19 protein-coding genes are annotated in these 21,265 nt (G+C 43.2%); 11 read left to right on the forward strand and 8 right to left on the reverse strand.

Annotated features, from left to right (window positions below):
• Positions 1–142: 142 nt before the first annotated feature.
• Complete coding sequence (locus tag MAMP_RS16515) at positions 143–268, reverse strand: hypothetical protein (RefSeq protein WP_007144983.1); 126 nt, start codon at positions 266–268, stop codon at positions 143–145.
• 175 nt (positions 269–443) lie between these two features.
• Between MAMP_RS16515 and MAMP_RS05385 the strand changes: the two genes are divergently transcribed.
• From MAMP_RS05385 to MAMP_RS05400, 5 genes are all read left to right on the forward strand, one after another.
• Complete coding sequence (locus MAMP_RS05385) at positions 444–3,887, forward strand: acyl-[ACP]--phospholipid O-acyltransferase (RefSeq protein WP_007144984.1); 3,444 nt, start codon at positions 444–446, stop codon at positions 3,885–3,887.
• Positions 3,888–3,926: 39 nt separating this feature from the next.
• The gene (locus tag MAMP_RS05390; RefSeq protein WP_007144985.1) at positions 3,927–4,532 is read left to right on the forward strand and encodes an HD domain-containing protein; all 606 of its coding nucleotides are present in this window, start codon (positions 3,927–3,929) and stop codon (positions 4,530–4,532) included.
• Between the two features lie 44 nt (positions 4,533–4,576).
• Entirely contained in the window at positions 4,577–4,726 is a 150-nt protein-coding gene (locus tag MAMP_RS15865; protein ID WP_007144986.1) for a DUF3096 domain-containing protein, read from the forward strand.
• Positions 4,727–4,804: 78 nt separating this feature from the next.
• On the forward strand, positions 4,805–5,425 hold the full coding sequence (locus MAMP_RS05395) for a LysE family translocator (RefSeq protein ID WP_007144987.1): 621 nt from the start codon (positions 4,805–4,807) through the stop codon (positions 5,423–5,425).
• 15 nt (positions 5,426–5,440) lie between these two features.
• Entirely contained in the window at positions 5,441–5,644 is a 204-nt protein-coding gene (locus MAMP_RS05400; protein ID WP_007144988.1) for a (2Fe-2S)-binding protein, read from the forward strand.
• Positions 5,645–5,652: 8 nt separating this feature from the next.
• On the opposite strand, the gene cysZ is transcribed toward MAMP_RS05400, so the two are convergent.
• Together cysZ and queF are read right to left on the reverse strand one after the other, a co-directional pair.
• On the reverse strand, positions 5,653–6,384 hold the full coding sequence (gene cysZ, locus MAMP_RS05405) for a sulfate transporter CysZ (RefSeq protein WP_007144989.1): 732 nt from the start codon (positions 6,382–6,384) through the stop codon (positions 5,653–5,655).
• A 97-nt stretch (positions 6,385–6,481) separates the two neighbouring features.
• Positions 6,482–6,871, reverse strand: a complete 390-nt coding sequence (queF, locus tag MAMP_RS05410) for a preQ(1) synthase (protein ID WP_007144990.1) — start codon at positions 6,869–6,871, stop codon at positions 6,482–6,484.
• Positions 6,872–6,933: 62 nt separating this feature from the next.
• Between queF and MAMP_RS05415 the strand changes: the two genes are divergently transcribed.
• The 5 genes from MAMP_RS05415 to yjgA are packed head-to-tail and all read left to right on the forward strand — an operon-like array spanning position 6,934 to position 11,746.
• A complete protein-coding gene (locus tag MAMP_RS05415) occupies positions 6,934–7,752 on the forward strand; it encodes a cell division protein ZipA (RefSeq protein WP_007144991.1) in 819 nt (272 codons plus the stop codon).
• Positions 7,736–9,754, forward strand: a complete 2,019-nt coding sequence (gene ligA, locus MAMP_RS05420) for an NAD-dependent DNA ligase LigA (RefSeq protein WP_007144992.1) — start codon at positions 7,736–7,738, stop codon at positions 9,752–9,754. Before MAMP_RS05415 ends, ligA begins: the two co-directional genes overlap by 17 nt.
• Before the next feature lie 2 nt (positions 9,755–9,756).
• On the forward strand, positions 9,757–10,800 hold the full coding sequence (locus MAMP_RS05425; RefSeq protein WP_007144993.1) for an anthranilate phosphoribosyltransferase: 1,044 nt from the start codon (positions 9,757–9,759) through the stop codon (positions 10,798–10,800).
• Complete coding sequence (locus tag MAMP_RS05430; RefSeq protein WP_007144994.1) at positions 10,800–11,216, forward strand: secondary thiamine-phosphate synthase enzyme YjbQ; 417 nt, start codon at positions 10,800–10,802, stop codon at positions 11,214–11,216. The genes MAMP_RS05425 and MAMP_RS05430 overlap by 1 nt, the downstream gene beginning before the upstream one ends.
• A 5-nt stretch (positions 11,217–11,221) precedes the next feature.
• Positions 11,222–11,746, forward strand: coding sequence for a ribosome biogenesis factor YjgA (gene yjgA / locus MAMP_RS05435; protein WP_007144995.1), 525 nt, complete (start codon positions 11,222–11,224; stop codon positions 11,744–11,746).
• Here yjgA and MAMP_RS05440 read toward each other — a convergent pair.
• From MAMP_RS05440 to MAMP_RS05455, 4 genes are all read right to left on the reverse strand, one after another.
• Positions 11,743–13,125, reverse strand: a complete 1,383-nt coding sequence (locus MAMP_RS05440; protein ID WP_237701192.1) for an ATP-binding protein — start codon at positions 13,123–13,125, stop codon at positions 11,743–11,745. The two genes, yjgA and MAMP_RS05440, sit on opposite strands and share 4 nt — an antisense overlap.
• Positions 13,082–13,765: a response regulator transcription factor gene (locus MAMP_RS05445; RefSeq protein WP_007144997.1), complete on the reverse strand. Its 684-nt coding sequence runs from the start codon at positions 13,763–13,765 to the stop codon at positions 13,082–13,084. Before MAMP_RS05445 ends, MAMP_RS05440 begins: the two co-directional genes overlap by 44 nt.
• Positions 13,766–13,771: 6 nt before the next feature.
• The gene (locus tag MAMP_RS05450; protein WP_007144998.1) at positions 13,772–14,062 is read right to left on the reverse strand and encodes a PepSY domain-containing protein; all 291 of its coding nucleotides are present in this window, start codon (positions 14,060–14,062) and stop codon (positions 13,772–13,774) included.
• A gap of 78 nt (positions 14,063–14,140) precedes the next feature.
• A complete protein-coding gene (locus MAMP_RS05455) occupies positions 14,141–14,533 on the reverse strand; it encodes a c-type cytochrome (RefSeq protein WP_007144999.1) in 393 nt (130 codons plus the stop codon).
• 494 nt (positions 14,534–15,027) lie between these two features.
• Here MAMP_RS05455 and MAMP_RS15655 point away from each other — a divergent pair, with 494 nt between their 5' ends.
• A complete protein-coding gene (locus tag MAMP_RS15655) occupies positions 15,028–17,367 on the forward strand; it encodes a putative bifunctional diguanylate cyclase/phosphodiesterase (RefSeq protein ID WP_007145000.1) in 2,340 nt (779 codons plus the stop codon).
• A gap of 7 nt (positions 17,368–17,374) precedes the next feature.
• Here MAMP_RS15655 and hrpA read toward each other — a convergent pair whose 3' ends face one another.
• Positions 17,375–21,217 (reverse strand): ATP-dependent RNA helicase HrpA, encoded by a 3,843-nt coding sequence (gene hrpA, locus MAMP_RS05465; protein ID WP_007145001.1) that lies wholly within the window; start codon positions 21,215–21,217, stop codon positions 17,375–17,377.
• Positions 21,218–21,265 lie beyond the last annotated feature (48 nt).

Genomic DNA, 21,265 nt, shown 5'->3' on the forward strand with positions numbered 1-21,265 from the left:
CGCAGTTGGTTTGTTTTATTTACGCGGACTTTTAAGATCAAAATAACCATAGGTGGCGACAATTAAAATACAGCCAGTGGGGAAGGCGAGACAAAAGTAGGTGCCATGATACGCAAACAACACCAAAGCCGGTTCTCCTGACTCATGACATAGACTTTGCTGAACACTTTAACCAGCGGGCAGCCACGCCCCAGACAGCAAAACAGCTAATTAATAACAAAAAGATATGGCGTTTATCACGATAAACAAAGGTCTTGAGTTCGGTCATTTTTTCTCTGCCGCTTTACGTTTTTTCAATCAGTTTTTCAACAAAGTGATAAACGATACTCTCTCAGCTAACTATCGTTTATCTAGTGGCAGGATCTAACTGCTGCACTTCCCTAATAGTAAATGGCTGTTGTATCGTGTTGCCTGTCATTGATGATTCACCAAAAGGACTATGCATGCGAGCGCTATTTGCTATCAAGGGATTCTTGTTATTCAGTTTGATTGCTTTTTTGAATGCCTTTGTCGATCTTGGGCATAAAATACTGATACAAAACACTATTTTTAAAACCTATGACGGTGATGTGCAAATTATGCTGTCTGCACTGGTCAATGCCTTAATTCTGTTACCGTTTATACTGATGATGACACCATCATCGTTTCTTTCTGATAAATATGCTAAAAATAAAGTGATGCAATACAGCGCCTTATCCGCCGTCGTTGCCACCATTTTGATTACGATTTTTTATTATTTAGGTTGGTTCTGGGCTGCCTTTTTAATGACACTGGCATTGTCGATTCAAAGTGCGATTTATTCTCCAGCCAAGTATGGCTATATAAAAGAACTGGTCGGTGTAAAACAGCTTGCCTCAGGCAATGGTGTGATTCAGGCGGTGACGACAACAGCAATTTTGCTGGGGACACTGGCATTTAGTTTTGGCTTCGAGTCTTTATTGAGCAATCATTATTATCGTCAGCCTGAGGATATTTTGCCGTTGATTGCATCGCTGGGTTGGATTTTAGTGCTTTTATCCACAATCGAGTGGTTCGCGACATTAAAGCTCGAGCAAAAATCTAGCATCAGAAAAGAGCATGAATTCGATACTAAAGCTTATCTTAGTGGTCGCTCCGCCATTACTATTATGAAAGAGTTGTCCAGTAACCAGGTGATCTTTCGATCAGTGATTGGTCTGGCTGTGTTCTGGTCTTTATGTCAGGTTATGCTGGCTACCTTTCCGGCTTTTGCTAAAGATATTGCTGGCATCGACAACACCATTATTATTCAAGGCACGATGGCTTTTGCCGGTATCGGGATTGTGATCGGTGCATTTATGGCTGGCAAAGTCTCATCAAATTATATTGAAACCGGGCTTATTCCAGTGGGCGCAATGGGCGTTGCATTAACAGTCGCTTTTGTCAGCTTTGCTATCACGCCATTTTTACAGGCTATTAACTTCTTTTTACTCGGGGTATTTGGTGGACTTTATCTGGTGCCACTGAATGCTTTGATTCAATATCATGCCAAAGCGGGTCAGATGGGCCGTATCCTTGCAGGGAATAACTTTGTTCAAAACATTGCCATGTTGTCATTTCTGATCCTGACGATGCTGGCCGCTTATGCGGGTATGAACAGTCTGGGCATTTTTGCCATTTTGTTGGCGGTGGCTCTAATTGGTGCTGTCTACACTATCACGCAGTTACCTCAGTCACTGGCTCGTCTTGTTGTCTCATTGGTGTTTTCATTACGTTACCGACTGACAGTACTCAATATGGAACGCATTCCTGCCAGTGGCGGTGTATTGATGCTGGGGAATCATATCAGCTGGATCGACTGGGCGATTGTACAAATGGCAAGCCCACGTCCGCTTCGCTTTGTCATGGCAAAATCAATATATGAACGTTGGTATCTGCGTTTTATCTTTGAGTTCTTTAATATTATTCCTGTTGGTACAGGGGGCAGTAAACAAGCACTTGATGCGGTACGGGAAAGCTTAAATAACGGTGAAGTCGTGTGTTTATTCCCGGAAGGCGCGATCAGTCGTAATGGGCATTTGGGCGAGTTTCAGCGTGGCTTTGAAGTCGCTGCAGCAGACGCCAATGCGGTGATTGTGCCTTTTTATCTGCGTGGTTTATGGGGAAGTCGTTTTTCCCGCTCAAGTGATCGTTTAAAAACACTGCGCAGTAAACAGTCTTTTTCAGATTTAATTGTGGCTTTTGGCGAACCACTCGCCATTAATTCAGATCGGGTTGCGGTGAAACAAGCTGTTTTGCAGCTCTCAGTAGATGCCTGGACGAGTTATACCGAAACCTTGGAGCCATTACCTGAAGCCATTATCAAAGGTTTAAAACGTCAGGGTAGTGAAATGGCCGCCGCTGACATCATAGGCTCTGCGATGAGTGGTCACAGGATGTTGAGCGCATCGATTTTATTTTCTAAACAGATTCCTACTGACTGCCATCAAAATATCGGCATTTTAATGCCAAGCTCCAGTGCAGGGATTATTGCCAATATTGCCAGTTTGTTGAAGGGAAAAACGCTGGTCAATCTCAACTTTACCGCCTCAGCTGAGGCGGTGGCTGCAGCCATCCAAAAAGCTGATATCAACACGATTATTACTTCCAGAAAATTTGTGGAAAAACTCAGCAATAAAGGGTTTGATGCGAGCCTTATAGATAAGGCGAAAAATCTGCTCTATATGGAAGATTTACGTCAGAATATTAAAAAGCGTGACTTCATCAGCATGATGATTTTTGTCCGTTTAATGCCGCTGGAAGTTATCAAAGCGCGTTATATGACCGCGGTAAAAGCAGAAGATCCTGCGGTGATTCTATTTTCATCCGGCAGTGAAGGGTCGCCGAAAGGTGTCTTACTGTCGCACCGAAATGTTATCAGTAATATCAAACAGGTAGCGGATGTTCTTAATACAGAACGTGATGATGTGGTTATGTCTGTTTTGCCGCTGTTTCATGCTTTTGGCTTAACCGTGACCACCTTATTACCACTGGTCGAGTCACTACCAGTGATTTGTCACCCGGACCCAACCGATGTCAGAAATATTGCCAAAGGCATCGCGACTTTCCGTGGCACGATTCTGTGTGGTACATCAACATTTCTTCGTATGTATGTGCGTAACCGTATAGTGGAACCGTTAATGTTGGAGTCTTTACGTATTGTTGTCTCCGGTGCTGAAAAACTGAATCCAGATGTGCGTGACAGCTTTAAAATTAAATTTAATAAAACCATCTACGAAGGTTACGGTGCAACGGAAACTACACCCGTGGCAAGTGTGAATATTCCAGATAAGCTGGCGCCTGATACTCTAACAACACAGGTGGGCAGTAAGTTGGGTACCGTCGGCATGCCTCTGCTTGGTACACAATTCAGAATTGTTAATCCTGATACATTTGAAGATTTAGCAGCGGGTGAAGATGGTTTAATTCTGATTGGCGGTAATCAAGTGATGATGGCTTATCTTAATGATCCTGAAAAGACTGAAGCAGTGATTACTGAGCAGGATGGCGTACGTTGGTATCACACTGGTGATAAAGGGCATCTTGATGAAGATGGTTTCCTGGTGATTGTGGATCGTTATTCTCGTTTCGCTAAGGTCGGTGGAGAAATGATTAGCCTTGGTGCCATCGAATCAGCACTAAAGCCATATATCAACGAAGAGGTGGAAATACTAGCCACCACGGTCGCCGATGATAAAAAAGGTGAAAAAGTCGTGTTGCTATACACCCAGGAACAAGCGGAGTCTGAGATAAAACAGGCGATCAGTGAACAATTATCACCGTTAATGCAGCCCAGCAAACTGTTCTATGTAGAGGAGATCCCCAAACTGGGTACAGGCAAAACTGATTTAAATGCAGCAAAAAAATTGGCTGCACATGCTGTTGAGTGAGTCTAGAACAATGAAACCGTGTTGGCTTGGAAGAGAGATATGACAGATATGCAGCAGATGACCGATTTTTTAATGGAGCTGGATGCGCTAAAGCATATTAATCGTCGTAGTTATATTACCGGTGGTGAACGTCTTGAAAACTCTGCAGAGCATTCCTGGCATCTGGCGATGGCGTGCTGGAGCTTGGCTGCGCATTTTCAGTTAGATATAGATATGGCGAAATTACTGCAATATGCGCTGGTTCATGATCTAGGTGAAGTTGATGCCGGCGATACGTTTCTGTATTCGCCGCAAAGAGATACGGCGAATCAGGCGGAACGACAGTGTGTGGAACGCTTTGCCAAGCATCAAGGTAATGGTATCCAAGACCTGCTTACCGTCTGGGATGAGCAGGAGTTTGGTGATAGCACTGAAGCAAAATTGATGAAGGCGGTGGATCGGCTTTTGCCTTTTTTATTGAATATTGCTGCTGAAGGTAAAACCTGGAAATTACATCAAATAAAGGCCTCGCAAGTACACACTGCTCATGCCTTTATTGCAGAGACATTTCCTGAACTGCATCAATGGATTAGTGAGAAGATTGCATTTGCAACAGAGCAGGGCTGGTTATTAGCGGATGATAAGTCTGAAGTTGCCAGTAAATAGACTCTACAGGCATACTCCATTGTTCCAATGACAAGGAGAGACAAATGACATTAGCTTTAACCCCACTGATTTCACTGATTGCCGGCATTTTAATTCTACTGGTACCACGTCTGCTGAATTATATTGTTGCCATTTACCTGATTATTATTGGCTTAGTTGGTTTGTTTGGTACGCATATCAATCTCACACCATGAACCAGCATAATTAAACGTGAATGATGAATAAGCCTCGACAAAATAGTCGGGGCTTTTTTATAGAAGTGTAATCAGCTAATGACCTTATCTAATGTTATCGTCTTATTTTTAATGCTCGCTGCCATGGCAGCCTTGCCGAGTGCCAGTGTTATGTTGGTTGTATCCAGAACATTATCGTGTGGCGCGAAACACGGTGTAATGGTGAGTTTTGGCATCGTTCTGGCAGATTTGCTGTATTTGTTATTAGCTATTTTTGGACTGGCCGTGGTGGCAATGTGCTTAGAACAATATTGGCCGTTAGTACAAATAATGGCAGCGCTGATATTACTGATATTCAGCTATCAGCTTTGGCGAGCAGGCAAACTTGATACTGTCTCGTCAGCACATAATAAACACAGCGGATGGGCGAGTTTTGTTGCAGGATTTACGTTAACCGCGGTCGATTATAAGGCTATTGTTTTTTATCTTGGCATTCTACCGGTTTTTATCAATGACAATGAAATCACATTATCTTCATCACTGATATTGTTAATTACTACTGCTGTAGCAGTAGCTTCGGTAAAATTAACTTATGTTTATCTTGCCAATCTTGTGCAGCAGCATTTTTTGCCATTACAAAAAGGTCATCAAATCATGTCCGTCATGCTGCTGCTGACAGCGTTGTGGTTAATGATTAATCTGATAGTGAAATTTATATAAATTTAAGGGTAAAACATGGGGGATGATAGCCAAACTCGTCCGGATGACATCATTTGTGATTGCAGTGGCACCACGAGGGCGAAGATAGAAAGTTTGTTTGAGCAGGGTATTATCGATATCGATACAATCTCACGAAAAACAGGCGCTGTCTCAGGCTGTGGCTCATGTGAGTGGGATATTGAAGCCTTGCTGGATGAACTGGTACAGCGACTTTCCTGATCAGGTTTTCAGGTTTTCAGGTTTTCTATATACAACATTGTAGCGCCAGCGACTGCTGCGGGAATGACTAAAAAGTTAACAATAGGAATCATAGTAGCGATTAGCGTGGCAAAACCAAATCCCAGTGCCAGACTCCGATGCTGACGAAGTTTTTCACGCTGTTCTTTAAAACCCAATAAATGATTTCCCATCGGATAATCATGATAGTCAAGCGCCAATGTCCAGCTTGATAAGAAAAACCATAAAACCGGCGCGATAAGGTTCAAGCCTGGAATCCACGAGAGTAATAATAAAGGCAACATCCAACGCAATAAATAAGCCGTTTTACGCAGTTCATTCATCACCATTTTAGGCGTGTCTTTAATGACCTGTGTCCATGGCATATCTGGCGGGCTTGCCCCTGAAACCTGCTTTTCAACCATCTCTGCCAGAATACCGTTGAACGGTGCCGCGAGTATATTGGCGATAATAGAAAACGTAAAAAACACAATTAAGGCCAATAAGATCACAAAAAGTGGCCAGATAATCCAGGTCAGCGCACTTTCTAACCATGCCGGTAACCAGTTTGGCATCAGTGCCTCAAGCCAGCCTTCGAAATGAGATAAACCAAACCAGATAGCGCCACTGAATAACAAGATATTTATCAGCATTGGTAAATAAGCAAAGCGTCTGATACCGGGCTGATTAATTAAACTGAACCCCTGAATTAAGTAACGTGCGCCTTGGATCATTTTTAGCATAAGTGCCTCATTCAGTGTTGCAGTAGTGGCTTAACCATAAATAGCTTGATGATTAAGAAAGCGGCATCAGTCAATACCGATGCCGCTGGATAATAATTTAAGGGAGGGTGACAGGCTCTGGTGCTACCCAGCCTTCTTTACGATACTCCGCGACCACTGTGGTATAGACACCACCACGCACGTTGAATATACCTGTTATACGCATAAATCTGGGCTGACATACTGCCACCAGATCATCCAGAATAGTGTTGGTCACTTTCTCGTGGAATGCGCCCTGATCGCGGTATGACCACATATAAAGTTTGAAAGCCTTTAATTCAACACATTTTTCATCTGGAACATAGTCGAGTTTGATTGTGGCAAAATCAGGTTGTCCTGTCTTAGGACACAGACAGGTAAATTCAGATGTTTCGATGTGAATGGTATAATCGCGGTCCGGTGTTGCATTATCGAAAGTTTCTAATTGTTTGCTTGGCTGTGTAGACATGGTTGCTCTCTGAAGTAATAAAATAAAACGACTATTATCTCTTAACTGAAAGATTATATTAAGTGTCTGAAATAATTATCCTGATCATTGTTATCCTTATCGCGTTTGCCGCTGCTAGTTGGTATGCCCATCATAAAAGTCAGCAACGTGCCAGTGAATTCGAGCGTGAACTGGATCTTCATAACGACGAAGATGAAGAGTTCAAAGAACGCTTTGACGCGCTTTTTGAGCAAGAGTTGCATGAGCAGTCACCATCTTCCACGTCATCGTTTAGTGAAACAGAATCAAGCGAAATAGACATTGATTTATTTGATGAGCCATTAGCGCTGACAGAAGAAGATAATGTGGTATCAGAGCCACTAAGCCAGACTGAACAACAAGAAAAACCAGCCAAGAAAGCTAAACCAGAACCTGCGCCAGCACAAGACTGGGATATGGTTATTGCATTCACGGTTATGGCTGAGTCAAGCACGATGTTTTCTGGCAAAGCCGTAAAAGCGGCTCTGGAAGCACAGGACTTACATTTTGGTGATATGCAGATCTATCACCGTTTCACTCAAGGTTCACGAAAGCAGTCTTTATTCAGTGTCGCCAATATCATCGATCCTGGCACACTTTTGCCTGATAAATTTGTTTCTATGTCGACACCAGGCTTATTGATCTTTGCACGGTTACCGGCACCAGTAAATGGTTTAGCTTTATTTGATGATCTCCTGGACACAGCAAGAAATATGACCCAGTCACTGGGCGGCATTCTCTGTGACGAAACCCGTCAGCCGGTGAGTGAAGATGCCGTAGAAGCGATGCGAACCAAAATATTTGAATACCAAATGTCCGTCCAAGCCGAAAGTGATCACCTGTCGAATGACTACTTCAATTGATATTACCCAGCGAGCTGCTGAGTTACGTGAGCTTCTTAATCATTACAGCTATCAGTATTACGTTTTAGATAATCCCGAAGTACCGGATGCTGAATATGATCGTTTATTTCGTGAACTACAAGCGATAGAGAGCGAATATCCGCAGCTATTATCTGCTGATTCGCCCACACAGCGCGTGGGTGGTCAGGCACTGGATAAGTTTGATGAAGTTCAGCATGCGATTCCGATGTTGTCTTTAGATAATGTCTTTGACCAGCAAGAGCTAAGTGCTTTTGATAAACGTGTTCGTGACTGGTTAAATACTGATAAAGCCCAAACTTACGCAGCAGAGCCTAAACTCGATGGCCTGGCTATCAGTATTCGTTATGAGAACGGTATTTTAGTTCAGGCGGCAACCCGCGGTGATGGCACAACTGGAGAGGATGTGACGGCCAATGTTCGCACCATCAATTCGGTGCCATTAAAGCTGCAAGGCGAGCATATTCCAGCGGTTGTTGAGATTCGTGGCGAGATTTTTATGCCCAAGGCCGGCTTTGAAAAGTTGAACCAGTCTCAGTTGGCAAATAATAAAAAACCGTTCGTGAACCCTCGCAATGCAGCTGCCGGATCATTAAGACAACTGGATTCCAAGATTACCGCATCCAGACCGCTGGAAATTTACTTCTATGGTATCGGCGTGATTGAAGGTATGCCTCGCCCCAACAGTCATTCTGAAGCGATGACATTGATTGCTGGTTGGGGATGTCGGATTTCTCCTGAACTAAAAGTGCTAGAAGGCTTAGAAGCCTGCCAGCGATATATTGATGACCTGGCCTTGCGTCGGGATAACCTTGAATATGATATCGATGGTGTGGTGTTTAAAGTTGATGACACCGCATTGCAGGAACGACTTGGTTTTGTGTCGCGGGCGCCACGGTGGGCTATTGCCTATAAATTTCCTGCACAGGAAGAGATGACCACGGTTGAAGATATTGAAATTCAGGTCGGTCGCACAGGTGCATTAACGCCTGTAGCCCGATTGAAACCGGTGTTTGTCGGTGGTGTTACGGTGTCCAATGCGACACTTCACAATGAAGATGAAATACGCCGTAAAGATGTCCGCATCGGTGATACCGTTATTGTGCGACGAGCCGGCGATGTGATTCCTGAAGTCGTGAAAGCAATTATCAGTAAGCGTCCTGATGATGCACGTGAGTTTGTTATGCCAACGGCTTGTCCTATTTGTGGCTCGGATGTGGAGCGGGAAGAGGGTGAAGCGGTATCTCGTTGTAGCGGTGGTTTGTTTTGTGCGGCACAGCGTAAAGAAGCGATTAAACATTTTGCCTCAAGAAAAGCATTAGATATTGATGGTCTGGGTGATAAGTTGGTTGAGCAACTTGTGGATGCAGGCCATATCAAAGATGTGGCAGATTTGTTTTTACTGGATGTCGATACTATCGCCAGTCTGGAACGCATGGGACAAAAATCTGCTGAAAACCTGGTTAATGCGCTGAATGCGGCTAAAGCAACACGATTCCAGCGCTTTCTTTATGCATTAGGCATTCGGGAAGTCGGTGAAGCCACAGCACGCGCTCTAGCATTACATTACTCCTCGCTGGAAGAACTGATGCAGGCGTCTTCAGAAAGTTTGATGGAGATTGAAGATGTAGGGCCAGTAGTTGCCCATCATATTGAGACATTTTTTCAGCAATCACATAATCGTGAGGTGATTGAGCGTCTGTTGAGCGTGGGTATTCACTGGCCAACGGAAGAGAAAAAACAAACCAATACTGCGCTAAGTGGTAAGACAATTGTTTTAACCGGAACGCTACAGACCTTATCCCGCAGTGAAGCGAAAGAAAAGTTGTTGGCACTTGGCGCAAAAGTCGCTGGCAGTGTGTCGAAAAAAACAGATTATGTGGTTGCTGGCGCTGACGCTGGTTCGAAGCTGACAAAAGCAGAATCACTTGGTATTGAAGTGGTTGATGAAGCAACATTACAACAGTGGTTAATACAGGAATAATGATGACAGCACTTGCAGACGCTATTAAAAAAATCGCCACCGGACCTCATCTCAGTAAAGACCTGACTGAGCAAGAAGCGTTTGATGTAATGATGGAGATTTTGTCAGGCAATGCAGATCCTGTTAGAGCCGCGATATTCTTCATTGCCATGCGAATGAAGCGTGAGACCAATGAAGAAAACTTAGGTATTCTCAGAGCATGCCAGTCAATAACTATGTGCCAGTCGGTGGATGTCGACCAATTATTTATTTTTTCTGACCCGTTTAATGGCTTTAATCGTCATTGCCCAATGACTGCATTTTTGCCTGCTGTTTTGGCTGCCTGTGGGTTACCGTCAATGTCTCAGGGTGTGTTTGAGATGGGTCCTAAATTTGGTGTTACACATGCTCAGGTCTTATCACTGGCTAGCTACAATATTGAAAAATCGACGGCCGAGGCGGCTGACGCCGTGATGAATAATCAGATTGGCTGGTCCTATTTAGATCAGGCTCAGGCAAGTCCTGCCTTATTTGCATTACAAACACTACGCACGCAAATGATTAAACGTCCGAGTCTGGCGACATTAGAAAAAATGATTATGCCCTTAAAAGCAAAAAAACAGACACATTTGGGTATTGGTTTTGTGCATAAAGAATATCCGAACATTCTGGGCTGGTTAGCTGAGGCATTTGGTTATAATTCCGCTTTTATCGCCAGAGGCCTTGAGGGTGGTTTAGTACCGACATTACGTGAGCCGTCAAATAATCATCGTTTGTTAAACGGTAAATTACAGGCTTGCACACTGGATCCTGAAGAGTTTGGTATTGAACAAGATACCCGAGGTGTTAAAACGGATGATGATGTCACTGCCCAACGCACACTGGATGAAGGTCAGCAAGCTTTATCAGGCGTAAAAGGCCCTGCATACGATAGTCTTGTCTATGGCGCTGCCATCATACTTTGGCATTGTGGCGTCATGGTGTCTCAGCGTGAAGCCGCAGATTATGTCAGGAGCATTATTGATAATGGTAAAGCGAAAATGCACTTTGAAGCAGGTCTCGGCTAATGGTTTTTCAGCGCACATTAACATTTAAAAGTCCCGGACGAGGTACCACTAATATCACCCCTGATATACAAGAACTTGTTGCAGAGTCTGGTGTGTCTACAGGTACTTGTCATGTCTTTGTTCAACACACCAGTGCTTCATTAATGCTCTGTGAAAACGCTGATCCAGATGTGCGTCACGATCTTGAAACCTTTATGCAGCATTTGGTGCCAGATGGCGATCCGATGTTCAGGCATCAGGATGAGGGACCGGATGATATGAGTGCCCATATTCGTACGGTTTTAACCAATCCAGATCTAACTGTTCCGATAAGTGGGGCACAGTGTGATTTAGGCATTTGGCAAGGAATTTATTTGTGGGAACATCGTACCCATCAACAACGCCGTCGCATTATTGTGACGATAATAGGTGAATAACATTTATGTCAGAGTTTGAATATGATCAGGATGCAGAGTGGCCAGCTGATTGGGAATTTGAAAAAAGTAAAACACAGGTAAAACAAGAGCTTAATGCGTTAAAAGATCTTGGTCGTTCATTAATAGAGCTGTCAGCTAAAGATTTGCAAAAATTAGACTTATCTGAAGATCTTTATGATGCAATTATCAGCGCACAATCAATGAGTAAAGGTGCTTTGAAACGTCAGGTTGGGTATATCGGTGGTCTGATAGCTGATAGCGACCATGAAGCGATAAGCCAGAAGTTACAGCAGTTAAAACAGCCGCATCAGGGCCAGGTAAAACAGTTTCATCAAATCGAGCAATGGCGAGATAGATTGCTGGCAGGTGAAAATGAGGTCTATGCTGAATTAATCGCTGAGTTTGATGACTTTGATGTTCAGCATGTCAGACAGCTGGTCAGAAATGCACAACGTGAAGCGAAACAAGAAAAACCACCGAAGTCAGCACGACAATTATTCCAGTACTTACAATCACAGCAACAAGCTTAAATTCGGGGTAATTCCACAATAAAACTTGCGCCACCTAAACGGCCCCGTTCAAGGTGGATATTACCTTCGTAAGCCATAATAATATCGCTGACGATGGCAAGGCCGATACCTTGCCCCTCTGCTTGGGTATCAATGCGGTGTCCGCGTTTGATAATGTAGCTTTCAGCACGTGTCGGAATACCAGCACCATCATCTTCTACACGGATTTTGACCATATTTCCTGAGCTTGTGGCAATAACATGCACCTGATGTTTGCAATATTTGTATGCATTTTCCAGCAAATTGCCCAAAAGCTCATACATATCACCTTCATCAGCATGAATATAGGCATCACGCTCAATCTCACATTGATGACGTATAGCCTTGTTTTTATAGACTTTGTCTAAACTTCCGATAATTTTATGGATAATCTCACCGAGTGATACAGGGGCGAGTAAACTACTTTTACCTTCGGTAGAGGCACGTTGAAGTTGGTAATCGACAAGGGTACTTATCCTGTCCAGTTGTTCATACCCCGTGCTTTTAAGACTCTGCAAATCATGATTATTGGCCAGTTCACCACGAAAAACGGAAAGAGGCGTTTTAAGACTGTGTGCCAAATCAGCAAGAGAATTTTTGTAGCGTTGACGACGTGATTGTTCGTGATCTAAAAGCGCGTTGATATTGTTGGTGAGTTGTTTCAGCTCACGTGGATATTCATCATTTAAACGATGATGTTCACCGGTTTCAATTGCATGTAGATCCTTAGCAACATCGTGTAATGGCCGTAAGCTCCACTTCAATATCAACCATTGTGCAAGTAATAGCATGAGACCTGTACCGCCTAACCAGTACCATAAACTACGTTGGAAACTGGCTGTTGTCTCCTTTATCGTCGACATGTCTTCAGCCACATTAATCGTGTAGTCCAGTTCTTTACCTGTCTCGGTTTCCCAGACAATACCAAAGGCCAGATTTTGCAATTTCATGCCTCCGTCAACATCTACCACCGTGTAATGTTCATTGGATGGTCCGGGTTGAAAGGGTAAAGACAAGAAATGGCCAATGGCGGACGGGGATTGCCAGACAATTTTCCCATTACTGGTTATTTGTGCATACAAGCCGGAATTAGGAATAGAAAATTTAGGTTCTGCCAGATCGTGAGTCATTTTTAACTCACCTTTATCATTAATTTCTGCTGCGGTAAGTAGCGTGTAAACGTAGTTCTTTAAACGTTTCTTCTGTTCCAGCTCCGCGCTGCTTTTAAATGCATTATTAAGACTGATCGCAGATAGTCCAAGAAACGCAGTTAAAACAAGACTGACAGCAACAAGAACCCGGTTGGATAAAGAAAAATTAATGACTTTCACGGGGCAGGTTAAGCCTGTAACCACGACCACGTAGTGTCTCTATCGGATTTAGCTGTTTGTCTGGATCCAGTTTACTACGTAAGCGTTTTACAAATACCTCAATGACATTACTGTCACGATCCTGATCCTGTTCATAGATGTGGTCGGTCAGTTCTGTTTTTGAAATCACTTCACCGGCGTGCAGTAATAAATAATGAAGCAGGCGGTATTCATAAGCCGTTAATTCAACAAGTTCGTCATGTTTAGTGACTTCTTGTGTGGCCGGATTCAGTGTAATCGGGCCACAACTTAGTGTTGGGTTTGACCAGCCGGAAGCTCGACGACTAAGCGCATTGATTCGTGCAATCAACTCTTCAAAATGAAAGGGTTTCACAAGGTAGTCATCTGCGCCAGATTCAAGCCCTTCCACTTTGTCCTGCCAACGACTACGGGCGGTTAATATCAGGATAGGGTAATCAAAACCTTGTTTACGCAAGGATTGAATAAGTTCAATACCTGAAAGTTTAGGCAATCCTAAATCGATAATGGCGACATCATAAGGATATTCAGAGCCCATAAACAGACCTTCATCACCATCAGCTACTGCATCGACAGTAAGATTATGCTGCTTTAATTGTTGGGTAATTTGTTCGCGAAGATGCTTTTCATCTTCCACTAATAGTACGCGCATGCAACCTCATGGAACGGAGTGGCCAGAGTCACGATCAAAGCGATGTATTTTCACTTTACCGTCGTTATGCAGCACTTTAACACGAAAAATAATTTTATTGCCGTAGTGTTCTTCGTCTACAGAAAGTACTTTTCCGCCAGTCTCCACTTTAGCCAGTTCTGCTGCAGTGTGGTCCGATAGTGGTAACGTTATTTCATTTATATTATTACCTGGTTCTTGTTCGTAGGGGAGGTGGTCATCTGCCCAGGCAGGTAGGCATAAACTGGCAACGAATAGCAGTAACATGACTTTATACATGGCTGTGCCTTACTATCTCTATGATATTTGAATATAGCGGGTTCAGCGGGCTGAAATGTCCTTTTTTAAATACTTGCATTAGTCGATTAACTCGGGTGTAACGGCTCCTAGAGCACCATCTGCTCTGGCTCGCAGGTAGCTATAAATTCTGTCTCTGTTTTTCATTACATTATCATTTGACTGCCAGGCTGGCATTTCGCCCATACGGCCTTTTTTCCCTCTGGCAACGATCTTAAAGAAATCATCACGATCCGTGTTTTTTAATGTATTGGTAAGGTCACTGGCTGCGAGCCCTTGACCAAAAGTGCCATGACAACGAGCGCACCATGTTCTGTATACCTTGTAACCGATAAACGTATCTGAATCTACTTTATTATTTTGTTTGACTGTATAAGGTCTTCCATCGGCAAGCACTGGCAACGGGATAAAAAGTGCAGAAGTAAATGAGCATATAACAGCGACCGATGCCATGATATATCTTAGGCTAAACTTCATTGTCAGCACTGCTAGAGAGGTTCGTCTAACCTGAAGGTTGATTATTTTTCTTTGCATATTTCTCTCTCAATTCATTATATGCTAAGCATCAGCACCAATATGATCCACTAAGCTTTACTTGCATGCCATGATTTAGGTCATTTTTAATTATATTGATGTTTTATAATGCCCTAACGGCAATGCTTTGAAACAGAATTAATGTCATTAATAGTCAAAATTTAATTCATTTACTGAGATTAATATTAATGAAGTAGCCGTTTTACTAAGCGCTGATTCTTCCTATCTATTTAATAGATAAACCATAGCAAAGTGAAACTGAACTACTCCTGAATGAATTGTCTAATCTCAGATATCAATTTTTCGTATTCTCGTGAACTATCTCACAGGCATATCTCATAAAGTGTGTTTTACTGTGCCGTCGTGTGATGTAGTTCAAATATTTAAATAACTTTTAAAACTCAGGAATCGTGTTGAAAACGGTTAGTCAAAGTGATGTAGAACCTGGCGTTCAGCAATTTGAGATAAACAAAATGCGTATAGGCATTTTGTTACAGCAAGGTGTTATCGCTTGCATAACAAATATTGTTATTCTGCTATTAACCCTTATCGCACTGTATTCTTACAATGACTTAAAGTTATTGCATCTATGGGGCGCAACTATCTTTCTGACTATTGTGCTTCGATTTTTGATAGTCAAATATCTCAACGTGTATTTTTCTCAACATCCTGATGATCCCAGCGTTGTTTCACGTTGTGAAAAAATCTATGCCGCTGGTGTATTTCTATCTGGTCTGGCTTGGGGCAGTCTGGGTTTTGCGTTTGATGCTGAGACGCAATTCAATCATCAGCTGATTATTCCACTCGTGGTTGCTGGGCTATGCTCAGGTGCCATTTATTCGATGTTGAGCAGCTTTATAAGCTTTATTTCTTATGTTTATCCAATGCTTATTTCCGTTATCCTGGCGATGTTCTATGTCGATCTTAAGGTTGAAGCACTGACACTTGTCACATATATGATTGCCTGCACGATGCTATTCAGAAACCTGCATGAGAGAGTCACCGAAAGTTTGCGATTACGTCAGGAAAACCGGCACTTGGTGCGTCATTTAACGAGTGTCAATGCGTCACAAACAAAGTTAGTTGAAACATTACAAAAGAAAGAGATTTTTCTGACACAAACCTTCGAAAATGCTGGTTTTCCCATCTTTTTAATGACGGCAGACATGGTCATATTAGATGCAAACAAAGCCGGATGTAAGCTATTCGGTTACAGTAAGACAGAATTCAAAGGCATGAATATGTTATTGCTATTGCATGAAGATGAATGCGGTGAAGCGAGTCGCGACTTTTATAGACTTATTGATGGTGATTTGCAGCAATATCAGATTACAAGAAAATGCTTGAGTCGCGATAAACGACCTCTGTGGTTAACAGGGACAGTTTCTGCGGTTAGAAATACGAATAACAAAGTCGATTATTTTGTCATTCACGCACAAGATATTACAGAGCAAAAGTCACTTTCGGAAGATCTTCAACATCTCACTTTACATGATACGCTGACCGGGCTCCCTAACCGTTTTGCTATAGAAAAACACTTGCAGTTATTACTTCAGGAAACCGCTGCGCCAAACCATGTCTTTTGTTATATCGATGTGGATCAGTTTAAGGTCATCAATGATACCTGCGGCCATAAAGCAGGGGATAAACTACTTACTCAGATAGCAAACATTATCAAGTGTGAGCTACAACCATCGGATATTCTGGCCAGATTAAGTGGTGACGAGTTTGCTGCTGTATTAATTGATACTACTTCTGAGCAGGCTAAAGAAAAACTCAACCGTGTGATGGAGAAGATCAGACGTTTCGAGTTTATTGATAATGATTTACTGTTTACCTCGTCTATCAGTGTTGGCATGGTCAATATCAGACCAGAAAGTACGATGACTGAGATTTTTAAACAGGCGGACAATGCCTGTTACGCAGCAAAAGAATCAGGCAGGGATCGACTGCATGTGTTTAGTGACAGCGATGAAGAACTTGTACAGCGCAGTGGCGAAATGCGTTGGGTATCTAGAATTCAGCAAGCACTGAGTAATAACAAACTGGTTTTGTTCAGCCAGCCTATTGTGGCTACACATAAGAAAAACAGTACGAAACCGCATTGTGAACTACTGATAAGAATGTTGGATGAAGATGGCACAATTATTCCTCCAGGTCATTTTCTGCCCGCAGCAGAGCGGTATAACCTTGCTGCTTCTATTGATATGTGGACAGTTAGCCATGTGTTGTCACGTCTGGAAGAGGCGAGAAAAGCCGGGCGTGATATCAGTGGTGTATATGGGATCAATTTATCCGGTCAATCGCTTGGGGATACCCGATTTTACGACAAAATCATCAAGCTAATTATTTCCGCTGATTTAGTTGATTCAGGTGCCGTTATTTGTTTCGAAATTACTGAAACAGCAGCCATCTCGAATATGCATAGCGCGCTTTACTTTATTAATGAGCTGAGAAAAGTCGGCTGCTTATTTGCATTGGATGATTTTGGTAGTGGTCTGTCTTCATTTGCTTATTTGAAACAACTGCCGATTGACTTTCTCAAGATTGACGGAATGTTTGTCAAAGACTGTGTGGAAAATTCAGTGAACCTTGAAATTGTTAACTCTATCAATGGCATCGGTCAGGTGTTGGGACTCAAAACCGTGGCTGAGTTTGTTGAAGATGATGTGACACTAATCAGCTTACAACATATAGGCGTTGATTTTGTGCAAGGATATAACATTGGTCGCCCTGAAGCCTGGGTGGTTTAGGCACACATCAGCATTGTTGCCATTGTTTTTCCAAACGCTTAGCTGAAATGGGGTAGGCCGTTTTGAGTTCCTGAGCAAAGACGGAAATACGAAATTCCTCAAGCATCCAGCGGTACTCTTTAAAATCAGCCGTTTCGATTTTATTGACCTTATTAATAAACTTTTGCCAGTGTGGCATGACTTCTGCCATACGTTGTTTGTCTTTATTAGGATCTGTTAATAAACGATCAAGTCTGATACCTGCTGCCTGGCAATACACTGGCAAACGTTTTAACGCCTCATCTGGCGTATCGTGAACAAAGCCTTGATAAATCAGAAAGCCCAGTTGTTGTTTTATATCGTTTACAGAATTGATAGCTGCCAGTGGAATATTGCCTGTTAAACGTTTGGCAATGGCATGATATTCGGCAAGCGGTTTGGCAATATTCTGAGCCAGTTTGGCAGCCAGGTTAATCAGATCACTTTTTCTTTCTGTGATGCGCTTTTCAAATGCTGTTTTATCAGTGATGGTGGGCTGATCAAGAATAAAACAGCGGTCAAACGCCACATGAATCAGATCGCTTTTCAGCTGCTCGCAAGGGCTAATATCTGTCTGCTTATTATCAGCGTAGGGTGAAGGCGGCACATTGGCATAATGCAGGCACATCTGTTTGATGTCGGGCAGGTTTTTATGTAAATACTTAACGGCATCAGCCTGGTTCAGCATAAACAGACGACGCAGTCCATAACGTGTTAGTTCTGCAGCCTGCGCTTTCGTATCCATCAAGGTTAAATCAACACAATCCCCTTTGTCGACCAGTGCGGGATAGGCTGTAACTTCTAAACCATTCTGTTCCAGTGTGATTTGCTCTGGTAACGTATCAAATGACCATGACGTGAGTCCTCTCTTTTCATAGTCACTATCTGGAATTTGTCTGAAACTGGCTGCGGCTTCACGAGCCCAGTTTTCCTTCAGCTTATCCAGATCACGACTTTCATCGAGCAACTCTCCCTGATCATCCACCAGCTTAAAATTCATTTGTAGATAAAGCGGTAGTTCTTCTGTCCGCCAGTCTGACATATCAATTTCAACGCCAGTGAGTTTTCGTAATTGTTCACTCAGGGCAGGTAATAAAGCCCCAGATGTACTCGACATGGCTTTTATGCATTGATCAGCATACTGGGGCACTGGAATAAAATGACGACGTAACGATTTCGGTAAAGCTTTAATCAGGAAAATGACTTTTTCGCGTAATAATCCCGGCACTAACCATTCATAACGTTCACTGCTGGTTTGATTCAGTAGTGATAATGGAATGGTTTGTGTTATGCCGTCTTCTGCTTTTCCCGGCTCAAAATGATACTCAAGCGGCAGCGGGACTCTGTTGATTAATATTTGATCCGGGAACTGGTCCGCAGTAACTTGCTCGGCCTGATGCTGCATAAGCACTTCTTTGCTGAGCATCAATAAATTGGGATCTTTCTTTTCTGCCTGTTTCCGCCATTTCTCGAAACTGGCACCGTTAACAATGTTATCGGGTACTTTTTTTCGATAAAAATCAAACAACGTATCGTCATCGACCAGTACGTCACGGCGTCGCGATTTTTGTTCAAGCAGCTCAATTTCTTCAATCAGACGACGGTTATGCTGGAAAAACTTCGCCTGACAATGCCAGTCACTCTCTACAAGCGCCGAGCGAATAAAAATCTCATTGGCTACAGGCGGATCGATAGGGCCGTAATGAATACGGCGACGGCTGACAATTGGCAGGCCATTGAGAGAGACTGATTCGAAAGCAACAACTTGGGCAGGCTTTTTCTCCCAGTGCGGATCTGAATATTGTCGTCTAACTAAGTCCCCAGCAATAGGTTCAATCCATTCCGGTTCTATTTTGGCCACAATCCTGGCGTAGAGCTTACCGGTTTCAACCAACTCAGCCGCCATAATCCATTTTGGTCCTTTTTTATGTAAGGCTGAACCTGGGAATATTTGTAACTTTAAATTGCGACCACCGGTATATTCAAACTTATCGGTTTTTGTTGCCACATGACTGAGCAAACCAGCAAGTAGAGCGCGATGGATACTGTCGTAACTCGCTTCTTGCTGGTTAAACTTGAGACCAAGCTCAGCGAGTTGAACATGTAACTGCTGATGAATGTCATGCCATTCACGTAACCTCAAAAATGATAGAAACTGCTCTTTGCAGTACTTTCTCAGCTTATTCTGGCTGAGATGTTTTTTCTTATCGTGATAATGATTCCATAGCTTAATAAAGGCAATAAAATCAGAACGTTCATCTTTATATTTAGAATGCGCCTCATCAGCCGCCTGCTGTTTATCCATCGGTCTTTCACGTGGATCCTGAATACTTAAAGCACTGGCAATAATCAGTACTTCGGTGAGACTGTTTTGCTCTGCACCAGCCAGTAACATTCTGGCAATTTTAGGATCAATCGGAAGTTTGGATAGCTGTCTACCCACCTCAGTAATATTGCGTTGTTTATCAACAGCACCGAGTTCATCTAACAGGCGGTAACCATCATTAATCATTTTTTGTGGCGGTGGATTAATGAAGGGGAATTTCGCCGGATTACCTAATTTCAGGGCCGACATCTGTAAAATGACGGAGGCGAGGTTGGTCCTCAACACTTCAGGATCGGTAAAGGCCGGACGATTATTAAAATCATCTTCGTCATATAAACGAATACAAATACCCGCCGCAACTCGACCACAGCGACCTGAACGCTGATTAGCGCTGGACTGAGAAATTTTTTCTATTGGCAGTCGCTGCACTTTGTTACGCACACTATAGCGACTGATGCGGGCATTGCCCGGATCAACCACATAGCGTATGCCGGGCACGGTCAATGATGTTTCCGCGACATTGGTAGACAAAATAATGCGTCGTTGACCACCCGTTTTAAACACACGATTTTGCTCAGCGGCTGACTGTCTGGCAAACAGAGGCAGAATTTCCGTTTGCGGTGGATGGTGCTTGCGTAATGCTTCGGACACATCACGTATATCGCGTTCACCGGCAAGGAAAATCAGAATATCGCCAGGGCCTTCACGACAAAGTTCGTCCACGCCAGCAACGATGCCTGACACCATATCGTAATCGGGTGAGTCTTCATCGGTGGTGAGAAGAGGACGATAACGCACTTCTACCGGATAGGTGCGACCACTGACTTCGATGACCGGCGCATTATCAAAATGTTTGGAGAAACGCTCTGTGTCGATGGTCGCAGAAGTGATAATGACTTTGAGGTCAGGACGCTTGGGTAACAACTGTTTGATATAACCTAGTAAAAAATCGATATTGAGGCTTCGTTCATGTGCTTCGTCAATAATCAGGGTGTCGTATTGATTCAGAAAGCGGTCATTTTGTGTTTCTGCCAGCAAAATACCATCGGTCATTAATTTGATGTAGCTGCTTTCTGTATTGACCTGATCATGAAAGCGGACTTTATAACCCACCGTTTGACCGATCTCGGAGCCCAGTTCCTCAGCAATACGTGTCGCAACAGTTCTGGCAGCAATACGACGTGGTTGTGTATGCCCAATCAAACCTGTGACACCACGGCCCAGTTCCAGACAGATTTTAGGGAGTTGTGTTGTTTTTCCTGAACCGGTTTCACCGCAAAGAATAATCACCTGATTATCCTGAATGGCTTTCGCCACTTCATGACGACGTTCAATAACGGGTAAATCAGCACTGAAGTCTGGTTTCGGGATGTTCTTGAGACGGGTTTGGGCTCGCTCAACTGATTTCAGCACTCGCTGAGTAAACTGACCAATAGCCTCAGCATTTGCCTTATTCTTTTGTAATTGCTGCCACTGACGTTGAAGACGGTATCTGTCTGTCAGCATTGCGGATTGAATGAGTTGCGTTAAGTTTTGCTCAGAATTAGTCACAAG

Source organism: Methylophaga thalassica MP, from assembly GCF_000214595.1.
In the GTDB taxonomy this organism is placed as follows: domain Bacteria; phylum Pseudomonadota; class Gammaproteobacteria; order Nitrosococcales; family Methylophagaceae; genus Methylophaga; species Methylophaga thalassica.